This window comes from Pseudomonas sp. GR 6-02, from assembly GCF_001655615.1.
Taxonomy (GTDB): domain Bacteria; phylum Pseudomonadota; class Gammaproteobacteria; order Pseudomonadales; family Pseudomonadaceae; genus Aquipseudomonas.
On the sequence record NZ_CP011567.1, the window covers coordinates 1,047,844 to 1,063,678 of the forward strand.

General features: G+C 58.6%; 17 protein-coding genes. 11 read left to right on the forward strand and 6 right to left on the reverse strand.

Going from position 1 to position 15,835, the window contains the following annotated elements; all coding sequences use genetic code 11:
* Nucleotides 1-12 precede the first annotated feature (12 nt).
* Both PGR6_RS04465 and zapE read left to right on the forward strand, forming a co-directional pair.
* The gene (locus PGR6_RS04465; RefSeq protein WP_064616198.1) at nt 13-1,368 is read left to right on the forward strand and encodes a tryptophan--tRNA ligase; all 1,356 of its coding nucleotides are present in this window, start codon (nt 13-15) and stop codon (nt 1,366-1,368) included.
* Nucleotides 1,369-1,458: 90 nt separating this feature from the next.
* A complete protein-coding gene (gene zapE / locus PGR6_RS04470; protein WP_019582361.1) occupies nt 1,459-2,553 on the forward strand; it encodes a cell division protein ZapE in 1,095 nt (364 codons plus the stop codon).
* An 84-nt stretch (nt 2,554-2,637) separates the two neighbouring features.
* Here the strand turns inward: zapE and PGR6_RS04475 are convergent, their stop codons facing one another.
* Nucleotides 2,638-3,534, reverse strand: a complete 897-nt coding sequence (locus PGR6_RS04475) for a GlxA family transcriptional regulator (RefSeq protein WP_172901249.1) — start codon at nt 3,532-3,534, stop codon at nt 2,638-2,640.
* A gap of 244 nt (nt 3,535-3,778) precedes the next feature.
* On the opposite strand from PGR6_RS04475, the gene PGR6_RS04480 reads away from it, so the two are divergent.
* Nucleotides 3,779-4,915 (forward strand): acyl-CoA dehydrogenase family protein, encoded by a 1,137-nt coding sequence (locus PGR6_RS04480; protein WP_064616199.1) that lies wholly within the window; start codon nt 3,779-3,781, stop codon nt 4,913-4,915.
* Between the two features lie 50 nt (nt 4,916-4,965).
* On the opposite strand, the gene PGR6_RS04485 is transcribed toward PGR6_RS04480, so the two are convergent.
* On the reverse strand, nt 4,966-6,006 hold the full coding sequence (locus PGR6_RS04485) for an NADP(H)-dependent aldo-keto reductase (protein ID WP_064616200.1): 1,041 nt from the start codon (nt 6,004-6,006) through the stop codon (nt 4,966-4,968).
* 245 nt (nt 6,007-6,251) lie between these two features.
* Between PGR6_RS04485 and rplM the strand changes: the two genes are divergently transcribed.
* The 7 genes from rplM to PGR6_RS04520 all read left to right on the forward strand — a co-directional run bounded on the left by rplM (nt 6,252) and on the right by PGR6_RS04520 (nt 11,139).
* A complete protein-coding gene (gene rplM / locus PGR6_RS04490) occupies nt 6,252-6,680 on the forward strand; it encodes a 50S ribosomal protein L13 (RefSeq protein WP_007939824.1) in 429 nt (142 codons plus the stop codon).
* A 14-nt stretch (nt 6,681-6,694) separates the two neighbouring features.
* A complete protein-coding gene (gene rpsI, locus PGR6_RS04495; protein WP_003228056.1) occupies nt 6,695-7,087 on the forward strand; it encodes a 30S ribosomal protein S9 in 393 nt (130 codons plus the stop codon).
* 267 nt (nt 7,088-7,354) lie between these two features.
* Nucleotides 7,355-7,948 carry a ubiquinol-cytochrome c reductase iron-sulfur subunit gene (petA, locus tag PGR6_RS04500; protein ID WP_007939825.1) on the forward strand — a complete coding sequence of 198 codons (594 nt, stop codon included), beginning with the start codon at nt 7,355-7,357 and terminating at the stop codon, nt 7,946-7,948.
* Entirely contained in the window at nt 7,948-9,159 is a 1,212-nt protein-coding gene (locus tag PGR6_RS04505; RefSeq protein WP_018930119.1) for a cytochrome b, read from the forward strand. The genes petA and PGR6_RS04505 overlap by 1 nt, the downstream gene beginning before the upstream one ends.
* Nucleotides 9,159-9,941: a cytochrome c1 gene (locus tag PGR6_RS04510; RefSeq protein WP_018930120.1), complete on the forward strand. Its 783-nt coding sequence runs from the start codon at nt 9,159-9,161 to the stop codon at nt 9,939-9,941. The genes PGR6_RS04505 and PGR6_RS04510 overlap by 1 nt, the downstream gene beginning before the upstream one ends.
* Nucleotides 9,942-10,091: 150 nt before the next feature.
* Entirely contained in the window at nt 10,092-10,709 is a 618-nt protein-coding gene (locus tag PGR6_RS04515) for a glutathione S-transferase N-terminal domain-containing protein (protein ID WP_007939828.1), read from the forward strand.
* Between the two features lie 16 nt (nt 10,710-10,725).
* Complete coding sequence (locus PGR6_RS04520) at nt 10,726-11,139, forward strand: ClpXP protease specificity-enhancing factor (RefSeq protein ID WP_064616201.1); 414 nt, start codon at nt 10,726-10,728, stop codon at nt 11,137-11,139.
* Nucleotides 11,140-11,236: 97 nt separating this feature from the next.
* Here the strand turns inward: PGR6_RS04520 and PGR6_RS04525 are convergent, their stop codons facing one another.
* From PGR6_RS04525 to PGR6_RS04540, 4 genes are all read right to left on the reverse strand, one after another.
* On the reverse strand, nt 11,237-11,815 hold the full coding sequence (locus tag PGR6_RS04525; RefSeq protein WP_018930122.1) for a BON domain-containing protein: 579 nt from the start codon (nt 11,813-11,815) through the stop codon (nt 11,237-11,239).
* Nucleotides 11,812-12,405: a phosphoheptose isomerase gene (locus PGR6_RS04530; RefSeq protein ID WP_008025961.1), complete on the reverse strand. Its 594-nt coding sequence runs from the start codon at nt 12,403-12,405 to the stop codon at nt 11,812-11,814. Before PGR6_RS04530 ends, PGR6_RS04525 begins: the two co-directional genes overlap by 4 nt.
* 104 nt (nt 12,406-12,509) lie before the next feature.
* Nucleotides 12,510-12,872 carry a YraN family protein gene (locus PGR6_RS04535; protein WP_018930123.1) on the reverse strand — a complete coding sequence of 121 codons (363 nt, stop codon included), beginning with the start codon at nt 12,870-12,872 and terminating at the stop codon, nt 12,510-12,512.
* Nucleotides 12,872-14,683, reverse strand: a complete 1,812-nt coding sequence (locus PGR6_RS04540; protein ID WP_064616202.1) for a penicillin-binding protein activator — start codon at nt 14,681-14,683, stop codon at nt 12,872-12,874. The genes PGR6_RS04535 and PGR6_RS04540 overlap by 1 nt, the downstream gene beginning before the upstream one ends.
* A gap of 177 nt (nt 14,684-14,860) precedes the next feature.
* Between PGR6_RS04540 and rsmI the strand changes: the two genes are divergently transcribed.
* Entirely contained in the window at nt 14,861-15,766 is a 906-nt protein-coding gene (gene rsmI / locus PGR6_RS04545) for a 16S rRNA (cytidine(1402)-2'-O)-methyltransferase (RefSeq protein WP_018930125.1), read from the forward strand.
* The last annotated feature ends 69 nt before the right edge of the window (nt 15,767-15,835 follow it).

Here is a 15,835-nt window from a genome sequence, read left to right on the forward strand (position 1 = left end):
AAGCGATTACCCATGACGACTCGTACCCGTATCCTCACCGGCATCACCACCACCGGCACGCCGCACCTGGGCAATTACGCGGGGGCTATCCGCCCGGCGATTCTTGCCAGCCGCGATAGCAATGCCGATTCGTTCTACTTCCTGGCCGACTACCACGCCCTGATCAAATGCGATGACCCGCTGCGCATCCAGCGCTCGCGTCTGGAAATCGCCGCGACCTGGCTGGCCGGTGGCCTGGACGTGGACCGGGTGACGTTCTATCGCCAGTCCGACATCCCGGAAATCCCGGAGCTGACCTGGCTGCTGACCTGCGTGGCCGCCAAGGGCTTGCTCAACCGTGCCCACGCCTACAAGGCGTCGGTGGACAAGAACGTCGAGAATGGCGAAGACCCGGATGCGGGCATCACCATGGGCCTGTACAGCTACCCGGTGCTGATGGCCGCGGACATCCTGATGTTCAACGCCCACAAGGTGCCGGTCGGTCGTGACCAGATCCAGCACGTGGAAATGGCCCGTGACATCGGCCAGCGCTTCAACCACTTGTTCGGCCAGGGCAAGGAGTTCTTCACCATGCCCGAAGCGCTGATCGAGGAAAGCGTCGCCACGCTGCCAGGCCTCGACGGTCGCAAGATGTCGAAGAGCTACGACAACACCATTCCGTTGTTCAGCAGCGCCAAAGAGATGAAAGACGCGATTTCGCGGATCGTGACCGACTCCCGTGCCCCGGGCGAAGCCAAAGATCCGGACAACTCGCACCTGTTCACCTTGTTCCAGGCTTTCGCTACACCGGCACAAGCCGACGAGTTCCGCAGCGAATTGCTCCAGGGCCTGGGTTGGGGCGAGGCGAAGAATCGCCTGTTCCAGTTGCTGGACAACGAGTTGGGCGAGTCCCGCGATCGTTATCACCAGTTGATCGGCCGCCCGGCAGACCTGGAAGACATCCTGCAGCTCGGCGCGAAAAAGGCCCGTGCAGTGGCCACGCCGTTCCTCAACGAGTTGCGTGAAGCGGTCGGCCTGCGTTCTTTCGTCGCCCAGACTCAAGTCGCTGCCACCACCAAGAAGAAAGCCGCGAAAGCCGCGCGTTTTGTCAGCTTCCGTGAAGACGATGGCAGTTTCCGCTTCCGTCTGCTGGCGGCCGATGGTGAGCAGCTGCTGCTGTCGCGGCACTTCGCCGATGGCAAAACCGCAGGTCAGGTGACCAAACAACTGCAATCCGGCCAGCCATTGGACGTGCGCAGTGAAGACCTGAACTTCAGCGTCTGGCTGGAAGGCGAGTGCGTGGCCGACAGCCCGGCCTTCGCCGACAGTGCTGCTCGCGATGCTGCCATCGGCGCATTGCGGGTTGCACTGACACCGGTTCAGGAATAAACAACGGTTCGGTCCGACCAAGGGCCGATTGCCATTCCCACGGGCCGTCGCTACAGTGACGGCCCGTTTTTGTTGCCTTGCTAACGAATTATGACGCCCCTAGAACGATACCAAGCTGATCTGAAACGCCCGGAATTCTTCCACGATGCTGCGCAGGAAACGGCAGTGCGTCATTTGCAGCGCCTGTACGACGATCTGGTCGCGGCCTCGCAGAACAAACCGGGCCTGCTCGGCAAACTGTTTGGCAAGAAGGACCAGGCGCCGGTCAAAGGCCTGTACTTCTGGGGTGGCGTGGGTCGCGGCAAGACTTACCTGGTCGACACCTTCTTTGAAGCGCTGCCGTTCAAGGAAAAGACCCGTACTCACTTCCACCGCTTCATGAAGCGCGTGCACGAAGAGATGAAGACTCTGGGCGGCGAGAAAAACCCGCTGACGATCATCGCCAAGCGCTTTTCCGACGAAACGCGAGTGATCTGTTTCGATGAATTCTTCGTCTCCGACATCACCGACGCCATGATCCTTGGCACGCTGATGGAAGAACTGTTCAAGAACGGCGTGACCCTGGTCGCGACCTCGAACATCGTGCCGGACGGTCTGTACAAGGACGGCCTGCAACGTGCGCGCTTCTTGCCGGCCATTGCGCTGATCAAGCAGAACACCGAAATCGTCAACGTCGACAGCGGCGTCGATTACCGTCTGCGTCACCTCGAGCAAGCGGAACTGTTCCACTTCCCGCTGGACGAAGCCGCCCAGGAAAGCCTGCGCAAGAGTTTCCGGGCCCTGACGCCGGAATGCACGGCTGCCGTCGAGAACGACGTGCTGATGATCGAGAACCGTGAAATCCGCGCCGTGCGCACTTGCGATGACGTGGCTTGGTTCGACTTCCGCGAACTGTGCGACGGCCCGCGCAGCCAGAACGACTACATCGAACTGGGCAAGATCTTCCATGCCGTGTTGCTCAGCGGCGTCGAGCAGATGAGCGTCACCACCGACGACATCGCCCGACGTTTTATCAACATGGTCGACGAGTTCTACGACCGCAACGTGAAGCTGATCATCTCCGCCGAAGTCGAGCTTAAAGACCTCTACACCGGCGGTCGCTTGACCTTCGAGTTCCAGCGCACGCTTAGCCGCTTGCTGGAAATGCAGTCTCACGAATTCCTGTCCCGGGCGCACAAGCCGTAGGACATTTCGGAAAATAAAAAGGGCCTGCATTGCAGGCCCTTTTTTATGCGCGCTGAAGAGCCAATCTGGATTGGTGTCCAGCCCTTAAGCTGCTTGTTGAAACTGCTGTCGATACTGATTCGGCGACAACTCCGTATGCTGGCGGAACAGTCGGGCGAAGAAGCTCGCATCGTCGTATCCGACTTCATAGCTGATGGTCTTGATGCTCTTGCGGCTGCCGGACAACAAGCCCTTGGCGGTCTCGATGCGCAGGCGTTGCAGGTAATGCAGCGGTTTATCGCCGGTGGCGGTCTGGAAGCGTCGCATGAAGTTGCGGATGCTCATGCCGTGTTCGCGGGCCACGTCTTCGAAGCGGAATTTATCGGCGAAGTGTTCTTCGAGCCAATGCTGGATCTGCAGGATGATCACATCCTGGTGCAGTTTCTGCCCGCCGAAACCGATCCGCCCCGGCGCATAGCTGCGTTGTACTTCGTAGAGAATGTCGCGAGCCACAGCCTGGGCCACGTTGGCACCGCAAAAGCGCTCGATCAGGTAAATGTAGAGGTCGCAGGCCGAGGTGGTGCCACCGGCGCAATACAGGTTGTCGGCGTCGGTCAGGTGTTTGTCCTGGTTGAGGTGAACCTGAGGGAAGCGCTCGGCGAATGCATTGAAGAAGCGCCAGTACGTGGTCGCTTCCTTACCGTTGAGCAGCCCGGCTTCGGCGAGCCAGAACACCCCCGTGGCCTCGCCACACAGCACTGCCCCGCGGGCGTGTTGTTCGCGCAGCCACGGCAGGACCTGTGGATAACGTTTGCAGAGCGTGTCGAAATCGTCCCAGAAGGCGGGGAGGATGATGACGTCGGCATTTTCCAGGCCGCCGTCCACCGGCATGATCACGTCGCTGAAGCTGTTCACCGGTTTGCCGTCGGGGCTGACCAGTCGGGTTTCGAACGCCGGTGTCAGGCCGTGGCCCAGTTGTTTGCCATAGCGCAGGCTGGCCAGATGGAAGAAATCCTTGGCTTGCATGAGGGTGGAAGCGAAAACCCGGTCGATAGCCAGGATGCTGACGCGCCGCAAGGGCTTGGAGGCTTGGTTAGACATAATTCAACTTTATTCTTATAGGGGAAAGTGGTCACCAGACGGCTGGATCGTCTTATTTTTTGTCGGATGTGTCCAGTGTCCTGTATCGGAAGCGAGGCTTAGTCTCTGAAGATCAATTCCGTCTGACAATAACGACAGGTGACGCATGATCCCCAGAACCTTGTTCAGCCCCGAGCACGAACTTTTTCGCGACAGCGTGCGAACGTTCCTCGAAAAAGAGGCCGTGCCGTTCCATGGGCAATGGGAGAAACAAGGCTATATCGACCGCAATCTCTGGAACAAGGCGGGGGAGGCGGGGATGCTCTGTTCGCATCTGCCGGAAGAATACGGCGGGTTGGGGGCTGACTTTCTCTATAGCGCAGTGGTGATCGAGGAGGTCGGTCGTCTGGGGCTGACCGGGATCGGATTTTCTCTTCATTCGGACATTGTTGCGCCTTATATCCTGCATTACGGCAGTGAGGAGCTGAAACACAAATACCTGCCCAAGCTGGTGTCTGGCGAGATGGTCACTGCGATCGCCATGACCGAGCCGGGTGCTGGCTCCGACCTGCAGGGGGTGAAGACTACCGCGGTGCTGGAGGGCGACGAATACGTGATCAACGGTTCGAAGACTTTCATCACCAACGGCTTTCTGGCTGACCTGGTGATCGTCGTGGCCAAGACTGATCCGAAAGCGGGGGCGAAGGGCACCAGTCTGTTTCTGGTGGAGGCCAACACGCCGGGTTTCGCCAAGGGCAAGCGCCTGGAAAAGGTCGGCATGAAGGCTCAAGACACCTCGGAGCTGTTCTTCCAGGACGTTCGGGTGCCCAAGGAAAACCTATTGGGCCAAGCGGGGATGGGCTTCGCTTACCTGATGCAGGAATTACCGCAGGAGCGCTTGACGGTCGCGGTGGGAGGCTTGGCGTCAGCCGAAGCGGCGTTGCAGTGGACGCTGGATTACACCCGTGAGCGCAAGGCTTTCGGCAAGGCCATCGCCGACTTCCAGAACACCCGCTTCAAGCTCGCTGAAATGGCGACCGAGATCCAGATCGGCCGGGTTTTCGTCGATCGCTGCCTGGAACTGCATCTGCAAGGCAAGCTCGACGTGCCGACGGCGGCGATGGCCAAGTACTGGGGCACCGACCTGCAATGCAAGGTGCTCGACGAATGCGTGCAGTTGCATGGCGGTTACGGATTCATGTGGGAATACCCGATCGCCCGGGCATGGGCGGATGCGCGGGTGCAGCGGATTTATGCCGGGACCAATGAAATCATGAAGGAGATTATTGCGCGGTCGCTGTAATGCAGCGTGATCGTTCCCACGCAGAGCGTGGGAACGATCGTCGACGTAAGTTACGGTGCCGGATTCGGCTGATCCTGGTGTATCGCCTCAATGCCTGCCAGCACTTCATCCGACAGCTTCAAATCGACGCTGGCAATGTTGCTGTCCAGTTGCTCAAGCGTGGTGGCGCCAATGATGTTGCTGGTTACGAACGGTTGCTGCGTGACGAACGCCAGTGCCATCTGCGCCGGGTCCAGGCCGTGTTCACGAGCCAGTGCCACGTAACGGCTGCACGCTGCTTCCGACTGCGGGTTGAAATAGCGGCTGAAGCGGCTGTAGAGGCTCAGGCGACCTTTTGGCGGACGCGCGCCACCTTCGTACTTGCCCGACAGAAAGCCGAACGCCAGTGGCGAGTAGGCCAGCAAGCCACATTGTTCGCGGATGGCAATTTCCGCCAGGCCGACTTCGAAGCTGCGATTGAGCAGGTTGTAGGGGTTCTGGATGGATACCGCGCGGGGCCAGCCACGGGCTTCGGCGAGGGCAAGGAAGCGCATGGTGCCCCACGGGGTTTCGTTGGACAGGCCGATATGGCGGATCTTGCCAGCCTTGACCTGTTCGTCCAGCGCTTCGAGGGTGTCCTCCAGTGGCGTCAGATTGGCTTCGATCTTGTGTTTGTAACCGAGCTGGCCAAAGAAATTGGTACTGCGTTCCGGCCAGTGCAGTTGATAGAGGTCGATGTAATCGGTCTGCAAGCGCTTGAGGCTGGCGTCCACGGCTTCGCTGATGTGTTGGCGGTTGTGCCGCAGGTTTTTGTCGCGAATGTAGTCGATGGTGTTGCCGGGGCCGGCGATCTTGCTCGCCAGGATCCAGTCGGCGCGATCGCCGCGACTTTTGAAGTAGTTGCCGATGTAGCGCTCGGTGGTGGCGTAGGTGTCGGCCTTGGGCGGCACCGGGTACATCTCGGCGGTGTCGATGAAATTGATCCCGGCGCCCTTGGCGCGTTCGATCTGGGCGAAGGCTTCAGCCTCACTGTTTTGCTCGCCCCAGGTCATGGTGCCGAGGCAGATGGCGCTCACGTTCAGATCGGTACGGCCTAGCTGGCGATAGTCCATCGGGTGCTCCTTGGGCAAAACAATCATAAAAGCAGGTTGAAATATTTTTCGCAATCTGCATAATTGCGCACCTCTTTCTGCAGTGGAAGTGATGCGCCGCCGCCGAAGAATCTTGCCGTTGAACGGACGCGCCGACCCGAGCCCCCGAAAGCGTCTGTATCCGGCTGCCTTTGACTTGTCAAAGTACGCACTATTCAGTAAGATCCGCCGTCTAATTTACAGGGCGGCCCCTGAGGCTATAAAGAATGAAAACTTTTACTGCTAAACCGGAAACAGTAAAGCGCGACTGGTTTGTCGTCGACGCTGCTGGTCAGACCCTGGGTCGTCTGGCCACTGAAATCGCGAGCCGTCTGCGTGGCAAGCACAAGGCTGAGTACACTCCTCACGTTGATACCGGCGACTACATCGTCGTAATCAACGCTGAGCAAGTACGTGTTACTGGCGCTAAAACCACTGACAAAATGTACTACTCCCACTCCGGTTTCCCGGGCGGCATCAAGTCGATCAACTTCGAAAAGCTGATCGCTAAAGCCCCTGAGCGCGTGATCGAGACCGCGGTCAAAGGCATGCTGCCTAAGAACCCGCTGGGTCGCGACATGTATCGTAAGCTGAAAGTCTATGCGGGCGCTGCTCACCCTCATACTGCTCAGCAGCCCCAAGAACTGAAGTTTTAACGGAATAGTTCATTATGTCGGCGACTCAAAATTACGGCACTGGCCGTCGCAAGACTGCAACCGCACGCGTTTTCCTGCGTCCGGGCACTGGTAACATCTCCATCAACAACCGTTCGCTGGATAATTTCTTCGGCCGCGAAACTGCCCGCATGGTAGTTCGTCAGCCGCTGGAATTGACTGAGACTGTCGAGAAGTTCGACATCTACGTCACCGTGATCGGCGGTGGTGTAAGTGGTCAAGCTGGCGCAATCCGCCACGGTATCACTCGCGCTCTGATGGACTACGACGAAACTCTGCGCTCTGCTCTGCGCAAAGCTGGCTTCGTAACCCGCGATGCACGTGAAGTTGAACGTAAGAAAGTCGGTCTGCGTAAAGCGCGTAAGCGTCCGCAGTACTCGAAGCGTTAATTCGCTTTCACGTTCAAAAAGAACGCCCAGTTTCCTTGCGAAGCTGGGCGTTTTTTTATGGGCGCTATTTATCAACGAATTGCGCTGTGACAACTTGCCACATCCGCAGAGGCCCTATACTACAAGGCTTGGCAGTGGAGCCCTTCGGTAATTACCTTGTCAGAATTGGGGCTTTTCATTACCATTCGGCAAAATTTTTATAAGTTCAGATTTTTACTTAGTAGACGCCTGATTTAACAGGCCACAAAGCTGATGGGAGAGGACTGAATGAGCAATGACGGCGTGAATGCAGGCCGGCGTCGCTTCTTGGTAGCAGCCACATCCGTGGTGGGTGCTGCAGGAGCGGTGGGGGCTGCGGTCCCGTTCGTGGGGTCATGGTTTCCCAGTGCCAAGGCGAAAGCCGCAGGTGCACCGGTGAAAGTGAATGTCAGCAAAATCGAGCCAGGCCAGCAAATGATTGCTGAGTGGCGCGGCCAGCCGGTGTTCATCGTCCGCCGTACCGAGGAAATCCTGGGGAATCTGAAAAAGATTGAGGGCCAGCTGTCTGACCCCGCCTCCAAGAACTCGACGCAACCGACCTATGTCGACCCGCAGACGCGTTCGATCAAGCCAGAAGTCCTGCTGCTGATCGGTATCTGCACTCACCTGGGGTGCTCGCCGACCTTCCGTCCAGAAGTGGCACCTGCCGATCTGGGCAAGGATTGGGTCGGGGGCTACTTCTGCCCTTGCCACGGTTCCCACTACGATTTGGCTGGCCGCGTCTACAAGTCGCAACCCGCGCCTTTGAACCTGCCAGTTCCCCCGCATTCCTATGAGACCGATGACATTATTGTCGTTGGCGTCGATACGGAGAAAGCGTGATGAGCAAGTTCATGGATTGGGTTGATGCGCGCTTCCCCGCGACCAAAATGTGGGAAGACCATCTCAGCAAGTATTACGCCCCGAAGAACTTCAACTTCTTCTATTTCTTTGGCTCCCTGGCGCTGCTCGTTCTGGTCAACCAGATCGTTACCGGTGTCTGGCTGACCATGAGCTATACCCCGTCGGCGGAAGAAGCATTCGCTTCCGTCGAATACATCATGCGCGACGTCGAGTACGGCTCGATCCTGCGTCTGCTGCACTCCACTGGCGCTTCGGCGTTCTTCATCGTGGTTTATCTGCACATGTTCCGTGGCCTGCTCTACGGTTCGTACCAGAAGCCGCGTGAGCTGGTGTGGGTGTTCGGCATGCTGATCTACCTGGCGCTGATGGCTGAAGCCTTCATGGGTTACCTGCTGCCGTGGGGCCAGATGTCCTACTGGGGCGCCCAGGTGATCATCTCGCTGTTCGGTGCGATCCCGGTCATCGGAAACGACCTGACCCAGTGGATCCGTGGTGACTACCTGATTTCCGGTATTACCCTGAACCGTTTCTTCGCCTTGCATGTGGTTGCCTTGCCGATCGTGATCCTTGGCCTGGTGGTGCTGCACATTCTGGCGTTGCACGAAGTGGGTTCGAACAACCCGGACGGCGTGGACATCAAGAAACACAAAGACGAAAACGGCGTACCGCTGGACGGCATTGCTTTCCATCCGTACTACACCGTGAAAGATATCGTCGGCGTGGTGGTGTTCCTGTTCATCTTCTGCGCGATCGTGTTCTTCTTCCCGGAAATGGGCGGCTACTTCCTCGAGAAGCCGAACTTTGAAGTGGCGAACGCCTTCAAGACCCCTGAGCACATCGCTCCGGTCTGGTACTTCACGCCGTTCTACGCGATTCTGCGGGCCGTTCCGGACAAGCTCCTGGGTGTTGTTGCCATGGGTGCTTCGATTGCCTTGCTGTTCGTCCTGCCCTGGCTTGACCGTAGCCCGGTCAAGTCCATGCGCTACAAGGGCTGGCTGAGCAAGATCTGGCTCTGGGTATTCTGCATCTCCTTCGTGATTCTTGGCTGGCTGGGCGTCATGGCGCCTACCCCGGAACGTACGTTGCTGTCGCAGGTTTGTACCTTCCTGTACTTCGCCTACTTCATTCTGATGCCGTTCTACACCAGGCTCGAGAAGACCAAACCGGTTCCGGAAAGGGTGACTGGCTGATGAAAAAACTATTTGCTGTACTGATTCTTGCTGCGCTGCCAGCACTGTCCTTCGCGGCCGAACACGGCGGCCCAGAGCTGGAAAAAGTCGACATCGACGTTTCCGACAAGGCTGCCATGCAGGATGGCGCACGTACGTTCGCCAACTATTGCATGGGCTGCCACAGTGCCAAGTTCCAGCGCTACGAGCGTGTCGCCGATGACCTGGGCATTCCTCACGAGCTGATGCTCGAGAAGCTGGTGTTCACTGGCGCCAAGATCGGCGACCACATGAGCATCGGCATGCAGCCGGCTGACGCCAAGACCTGGTTTGGTGCGGCGCCACCCGACCTGACACTGGTGGCTCGCGTTCGTGGCACGGATTGGCTCTATGGCTACCTGCGTTCGTTCTATGAAGACCCGTCGCGTCCATGGGGCGTGAACAACAAGGTGTTCCCGAACGTCGGCATGCCTAACGTTCTGGTCGGCTTGCAGGGTCGCCAGGTGGTAGGCTGTAAACAGGTTCAAGTCGTCGATGACGGCAAGAAGCAGTTCGATCCGCTGACCGGCACCGCTTTGACTCATGAAGCCTGCGATCAACTGACCGTATTGCCGAAAACCGGCACGCTGACCGAAGAGCAGTTCAACGAGAAGGTCAAGAATCTGGTGACCTTCCTGGCCTACTCGGCCAACCCGGTGAAGCTGCAGCATCAGCGCATCGGTACCTATGTGTTGCTGTACCTGGCGTTCTTCTTCGTATTCGCTTACTTGCTCAAGCGTGAATACTGGAAAGACGTCCATTGATAACGTTGTAAGCCATTGCTGTTAATCGCACGCGCCCAGGGGCGTCTCTGAAGGTGTAACGAGTCTGGTGATCCAGGCGTTACGGGAGGCGCCCTCTGGGCGCGCGTGTTTTTCCGTTTTCGATAATTTCAACAAGCGAGGAGGACCGCCATGGGCGTGACCAATCGGTTGGCCTGTTACTCCGACCCCGCCGACCACTATTCCCACCGAGTGCGCATCGTACTTGCAGAGAAGGGTGTCAGCGCCGAGATCATTTACGTGGAGGCTGGTCGTCAGCCGCCTAAACTGATTGAAGTGAACCCTTACGGAAGCCTGCCCACCCTGGTCGATCGTGACCTGGCGTTGTGGGAGTCGACCGTGGTGATGGAATATCTGGATGAGCGTTACCCGCATCCGCCACTACTGCCGGTTTATCCTGTGGCGCGTGCCAACAGTCGCCTGCTGATTCATCGCATTCAGCGTGATTGGTGTGGCCTGGTGGATCTGATTCTGGATTCGCGGACCAAGGAAGCAGCTCGCGTGGTGGCTCGTAAAGAGCTGCGCGAAAGCCTGACAGGCGTGTCGCCGCTATTCGCCGACAAGCCGTTTTTCCTCAGTGAGGAACAAAGTCTGGTGGATTGCTGCCTACTACCAATACTCTGGCGATTGCCGATTTTGGGTATAGAACTGCCGCGGCCTGCCAAGCCGCTGCTTGATTACATGGAGCGCCAGTTTGCGCGTGAGGCTTTCCAGGCGAGTCTGTCTGGTGTCGAACGCGATATGCGCTAAGGCTTAAGGAGCCGCTATGAACTCCAGTCGACCTTATCTGGTCCGCGCGCTCTACGAGTGGATTGTGGACAACGATTGCACCCCGCACATGCTGGTCAATTCCGAGTATCCGTCGGTACAGGTGCCTCAGGGTTTTGCCAGTGACGGGCAGATTGTCCTGAACGTATCCCCGGCAGCCGTGCGTCATTTGCACATGGATAACGAGGCGGTCAGTTTCGAAGGGCGCTTCGGTGGCGTGCCGCACACCCTGTACGTGCCTATCGCGTCGATCCTGGGCATTTACGCTCGGGAGAACGGCCAGGGCATGGTGTTCGATATGGAATCGCCGCTAGAGGACGAGGAAGACATCGAGCCGGATGATGATATCCCGCCACCCGACAGCGAGCCACCGCGTCCCAGCGGTCGACCCAGTTTGAAGGTGGTGAAGTAATAAAAAAGGCGATCCGCAAGGATCGCCTTTTTTATTACTGTTGGAGCCAGGCTTGCCGGCGAAGGCGATCTCAAGGATGCCATCGCGTAAGCAAGTATCAGTCGATGTACTCAAACAGCTTCACAATCTTCTGCACGCCAGAAACGCCTTGCACCAGATTGGTCGCCTGCGCCGCTTCCTGCTTGGTCAGCAGGCCGAGCAGATAAACGATGCCGTTCTCGGTCACAACCTTGATGCGCGAGCCCGGGATGGAGGGGTCGGTGAGCATCTGAGTCTTGATCTTGGTGGTCAGCCAGGTGTCGTTCTGGCGTGCCAGCAGCGAGGAGGGCTGCAGCACTTGCAGTTCGTTGTGCACCTTCTTCACGCGCTGAACGGAGGCGGCGACCTGTTCGGCCTTGGCCTTGAGGTCGGCGCGCGGGGTTTGCCCGGCGAGCAACACAACACCGTTGAAGCTGGTTACGACGATGTGCGAATCGTTGTCCAGGGCCGGATCGGCCTTGGCGATGTTCACGCCGACCTTGGTGTCGATCAGAGAGTCGTCGATCTTGCTGCCGAAGGTGCGCGTACCGCGGTCATCTTCGATCGGCGCTTCACGGCTGGCGTTAACCACTGATGTGCAGCCGCTGATGCCGAGGCACAGGGTCAAGGCCAGAAGGCTTAGGCGATTAGGGGTCATTCTTCACTCCCGAACAGTTGGCTGTCGATCAGATCGCAAAGGCAATGGATCGCCAGCAGGTGGACTTCCTGAATACGTGCAGTGACATTGGCCGGTACGCGAATCTCGACGTCTTCAGGCAATAGCAGCGATGCCATGCCGCCGCCATCGCGACCCGTCAATGCTACGACAATCATTTCGCGATCATGTGCGGCCTGGATCGCTTGAATAATGTTCGCCGAGTTGCCGCTGGTGGAAATCGCCAGCAATACGTCGCCCGGCTGGCCGAGGGCGCGGATCTGTTTGGAGAAGATTTCGTTGTAGCTGTAATCGTTGGCAATCGAGGTGATCGTCGAGCTGTCGGTGGTCAGCGCAATGGCTGGCAGGCTCGGACGTTCACGCTCGAAGCGATTGAGCAGCTCGGACGAGAAGTGCTGTGCATCGCCGGCGGAGCCACCGTTGCCGCACGAAAGCATTTTGCCCTCGTTGAGCAGGGCGTTGACCATCACCTGGCTGGCTTGCTCGATGTGCGGTGCAAGTACGTCCATCGCCATTTGCTTGGTGTCGATACTGGCCTGAAAAAGCTGGCGAATTCGGGATTGCATGTCCATCTGTGTGACCTTAATTAGCGCGGCTACTTGGCACATGAATGTGCAGCCCGCAAAGCAAAGAGCAAAAGTGTTGGGTGTAGGTGTCCGGTTCGGGGCGCAAGCGATCAGCAGTCGAAGGCATTTTGCATCCAGTTCAACTGATCGAGGCTGCTGTCGATGGCAACCACGTCGAAGCGGCAGGGGGAATCGGCCCAACGCGACTCGCGCTGAAGAAAATACTGCGCGGCGAAAATCAGTTTCTGCCGTTTGCGCCCATCGATGCTATCGAGCGCGCCACCCCATTGGGTGTTTTTTCTGTAGCGGACTTCGACGAATACTACTGTATCGCCATCAAGCATGACCAGATCAAGCTCGCCGCGTTTACATAACCAGTTCTGCGCCAGCAGGCGCAGACCTTGTTGCTGAAGATGCTCGAGCGCATGGCGCTCGGCATCCTTACCGCTTTGCTGGCGTGACCTGTCGGGCATCAGTGCGAGGTGTCCGGCAGGCGTTGAACCTGACCGTTGACGAACTCTGCCCATGGCAACTGACGCACGACCCGTTGATTCTGAGTCATGCCCAGGCTGCCCGATTGACCTTCGATACGGCTGTCCGGCAAGGCCTTGAGTTGCCCCAGGCGTGGTGCCAGGCGATAGGCGTCAACGCCCATCGCGTATAGACGGCCCAGGCTGCCAGCGGCTTGTGGCCATTGTGCGGTGACCTGTTTGCGCAGCGGGTCGTTGGCATCCAGCAGCCATGGGGTTTCGCAGAAGCGAATACCGTTCATGTCGTTGTACTGGTTCTGGTCGCCGCTGGCGCTGAACACGTGGGAGGTGGCGTAAACCGGCACGTCACCCGCGTACTGGAAGTTCAGGGTCGGTTTGATCTGTTGAGCCTGTTGCGGCGTCGCGGCCAGGAAGATGAACTCGATGTCCTGACGATGCGAAGGCTGGGCGGCTACCTGTGAGCCAACGGTGTTTTGCAGGCTCTTGGCGCGGCCTTCGCTCTGACGCAGCTGGAACATGTCGGCAATTTGCTGGGCCAGTTGCACCGGTTGGTCGACGCGCTCGGTCGCGACAATGCTGCCGCCGTTGGCTTGCCAATCCTGGCTGAATGCTCTGAGTACGCGGTCACCCCATTCGCCTTTCGGCACCATGATGGCGGCGCGATGCAGGCCATCGGCGCGCGCACGACGGGATACTTCGCGGGCTTCGTCTTCAGCGGCAAGGCCGAATTGGAACAGCTGGGCCGGACCTTGTTCGCCTTCGCTGTAGTTCAGCGCCAGGGTGGTGATCGGTAGTTGCGGGCGAGCGCTGAGCTGTTTGACCAGCGGTTTTTCCAGCGGCCCGACCACCAATTGCACGCCGTCGGCCTGGGCCTTGCGATAGAACTCGTCAAGGGAGGTCAGGCGCGAGCTGTCATAGAACTCGATGGCTGGCGGCTTCTGCCCGGCTTGTTGCGCCTGGTAGTGTGCGGCCATGAAACCTTCGCGCAATGCTTTGCCGACCGAGGCCAGCGGACCGTCTTGCGGCAGCAGCAGGGCAATCTTGCTCAGGGGCTGGCTGGCCAGATCCTTGAGTTTGGTCAATGGCAGCGGCAACTGGATGGCGGCCGGGTGCTTTGGATTGTTCGCGCGCCAGTTGTCGATCGCGGCTTGCTGCTGTTCCAGGGTGCCGGCTGTTTTCACTGCCCGGGCCAGGCTCAACCAGCCGCCGAGGTCGTCGTCGGTGGTCGGCTGCAATTGATCGGTCGGCAGTGAAGCGATCAGGGTCCAGATCGCTTCGTGGTTTTTGCTCGCAGCTTGATCGCTCAGCATGGGGGCGATGAAAATGCGCTCCCGTGCGGCGGCCAGGGTCTGGCCGTCGGCCTCAAGGGCGCGGGCATGGACGGTGCCGGTGCGAACCTGTTGTTCGGCTGGCAGTTCGCTCAGGCGTTGCAGGCTCGGATGGCTCAGGGCCGTCAGCGCCGCTTTGGGCTGATTGCGCACCATGGCCAATTCAGCCGCCAGGGTGCTGGCGAAGACCTGTTGGCCAGGCTTGAGTTGTTCCATCGGTACTTGTTGCAGAATTTGCGCGGATTGGCCGGCATTGCCCTGACGATAAGCCAGGTCTGCCGCGCTCAAGCGCAGCAAGGCTGCCTTGTCCGGCGTTTTACTTTGAGTGGCCTGTTCGAGCAGTTGCTCGACACTGGCATCCGGGGTCCGTGGAAGTTCGCCAAGGCTGGAGGAGGGCGAGCTGGCGCAAGCCGCCAGCAAGGCAGCGAGGCAGAGGGCAGAGAACAGCCGCAGGCAAGCGATCATGTAAGTGTTCCTGATACTCGATCAAATAAGCGTGGAATTGTACCCAAGCGCTGGCCGGGGCGCGATGTTACTGGCGTGAATCGATCAATTTAGCTCATGCAAATGTTGCGACACTGCACAAAAGGCTGGAAAACCGAGGGTTGCTTGCAGGTATCGCGAATGTCGCTACGCGCTACAATGGCGGCTTTTACCGATCATGAGGTGTGCGCTTTGACTGCTCCAGGTGCTTTGAATTCCGCTGCTGGCTCGCTTTATGTGGTGGCGACGCCCATCGGCAACCTGGACGACATCAGTGCGCGTGCGCTGAAGATCCTGCGCGAGGTTTCGTTGATTGCTGCCGAAGACACTCGCCATTCCCAGCGATTGATGCAGCACTTCGGTATCCCCACGCCGCTGGCGGCCTGCCATGAACACAACGAGAGGGATGAAGGCAGCCGCTTTATCACTCGCTTGCTTGCTGGCGACGATGTGGCATTGATCTCCGATGCCGGGACGCCGCTGATTTCCGATCCGGGTTATCACCTGGTGCGTCAGGCCCGTGCCGCAGGGATCAATGTGGTGCCGGTTCCGGGGGCCTGTGCATTGATTGCGGCGCTCTCGGCGGCGGGGTTGCCATCGGACCGTTTCATCTTCGAAGGGTTTCTACCGGCCAAGGCTGTCGGCCGACGCGCTCGCCTGGAGCTGATAAAAGAAGAGCCGCGCACACTGATTTTTTATGAGGCTCCACACCGCATCCTTGAATGCCTGCAAGACATGGAGCTGGTGTTCGGCGCTGATCGTCCGGCATTGCTGGCGCGCGAGTTGACCAAGACCTTCGAAACCCTTAAAGGCTTGCCGCTGGCCGAGCTGCGCGAGTTCGTCGAATCGGACAGCAACCAGCAGCGCGGCGAGTGCGTAGTGCTGGTCGCTGGCTGGTCTGCTCCCGAGACTGAGGACGCTGTCAGCAGCGAAGCCATGCGTATTCTCAATCTGCTGCTTGAAGAAATGCCGCTCAAGCGTGCGGCGGCATTGGCGGCGCAAATTACTGGCGAGCGCAAGAATGTGCTCTATCAGGTTGCGCTGGATAAGCAGAAGGGCGAGTAAAAAAGCGACGCGCAGCGCCGGCCAGAGGCTTTTAGAGCTTGTTCTTCGACCGCTCTGCCGTTAATCTTC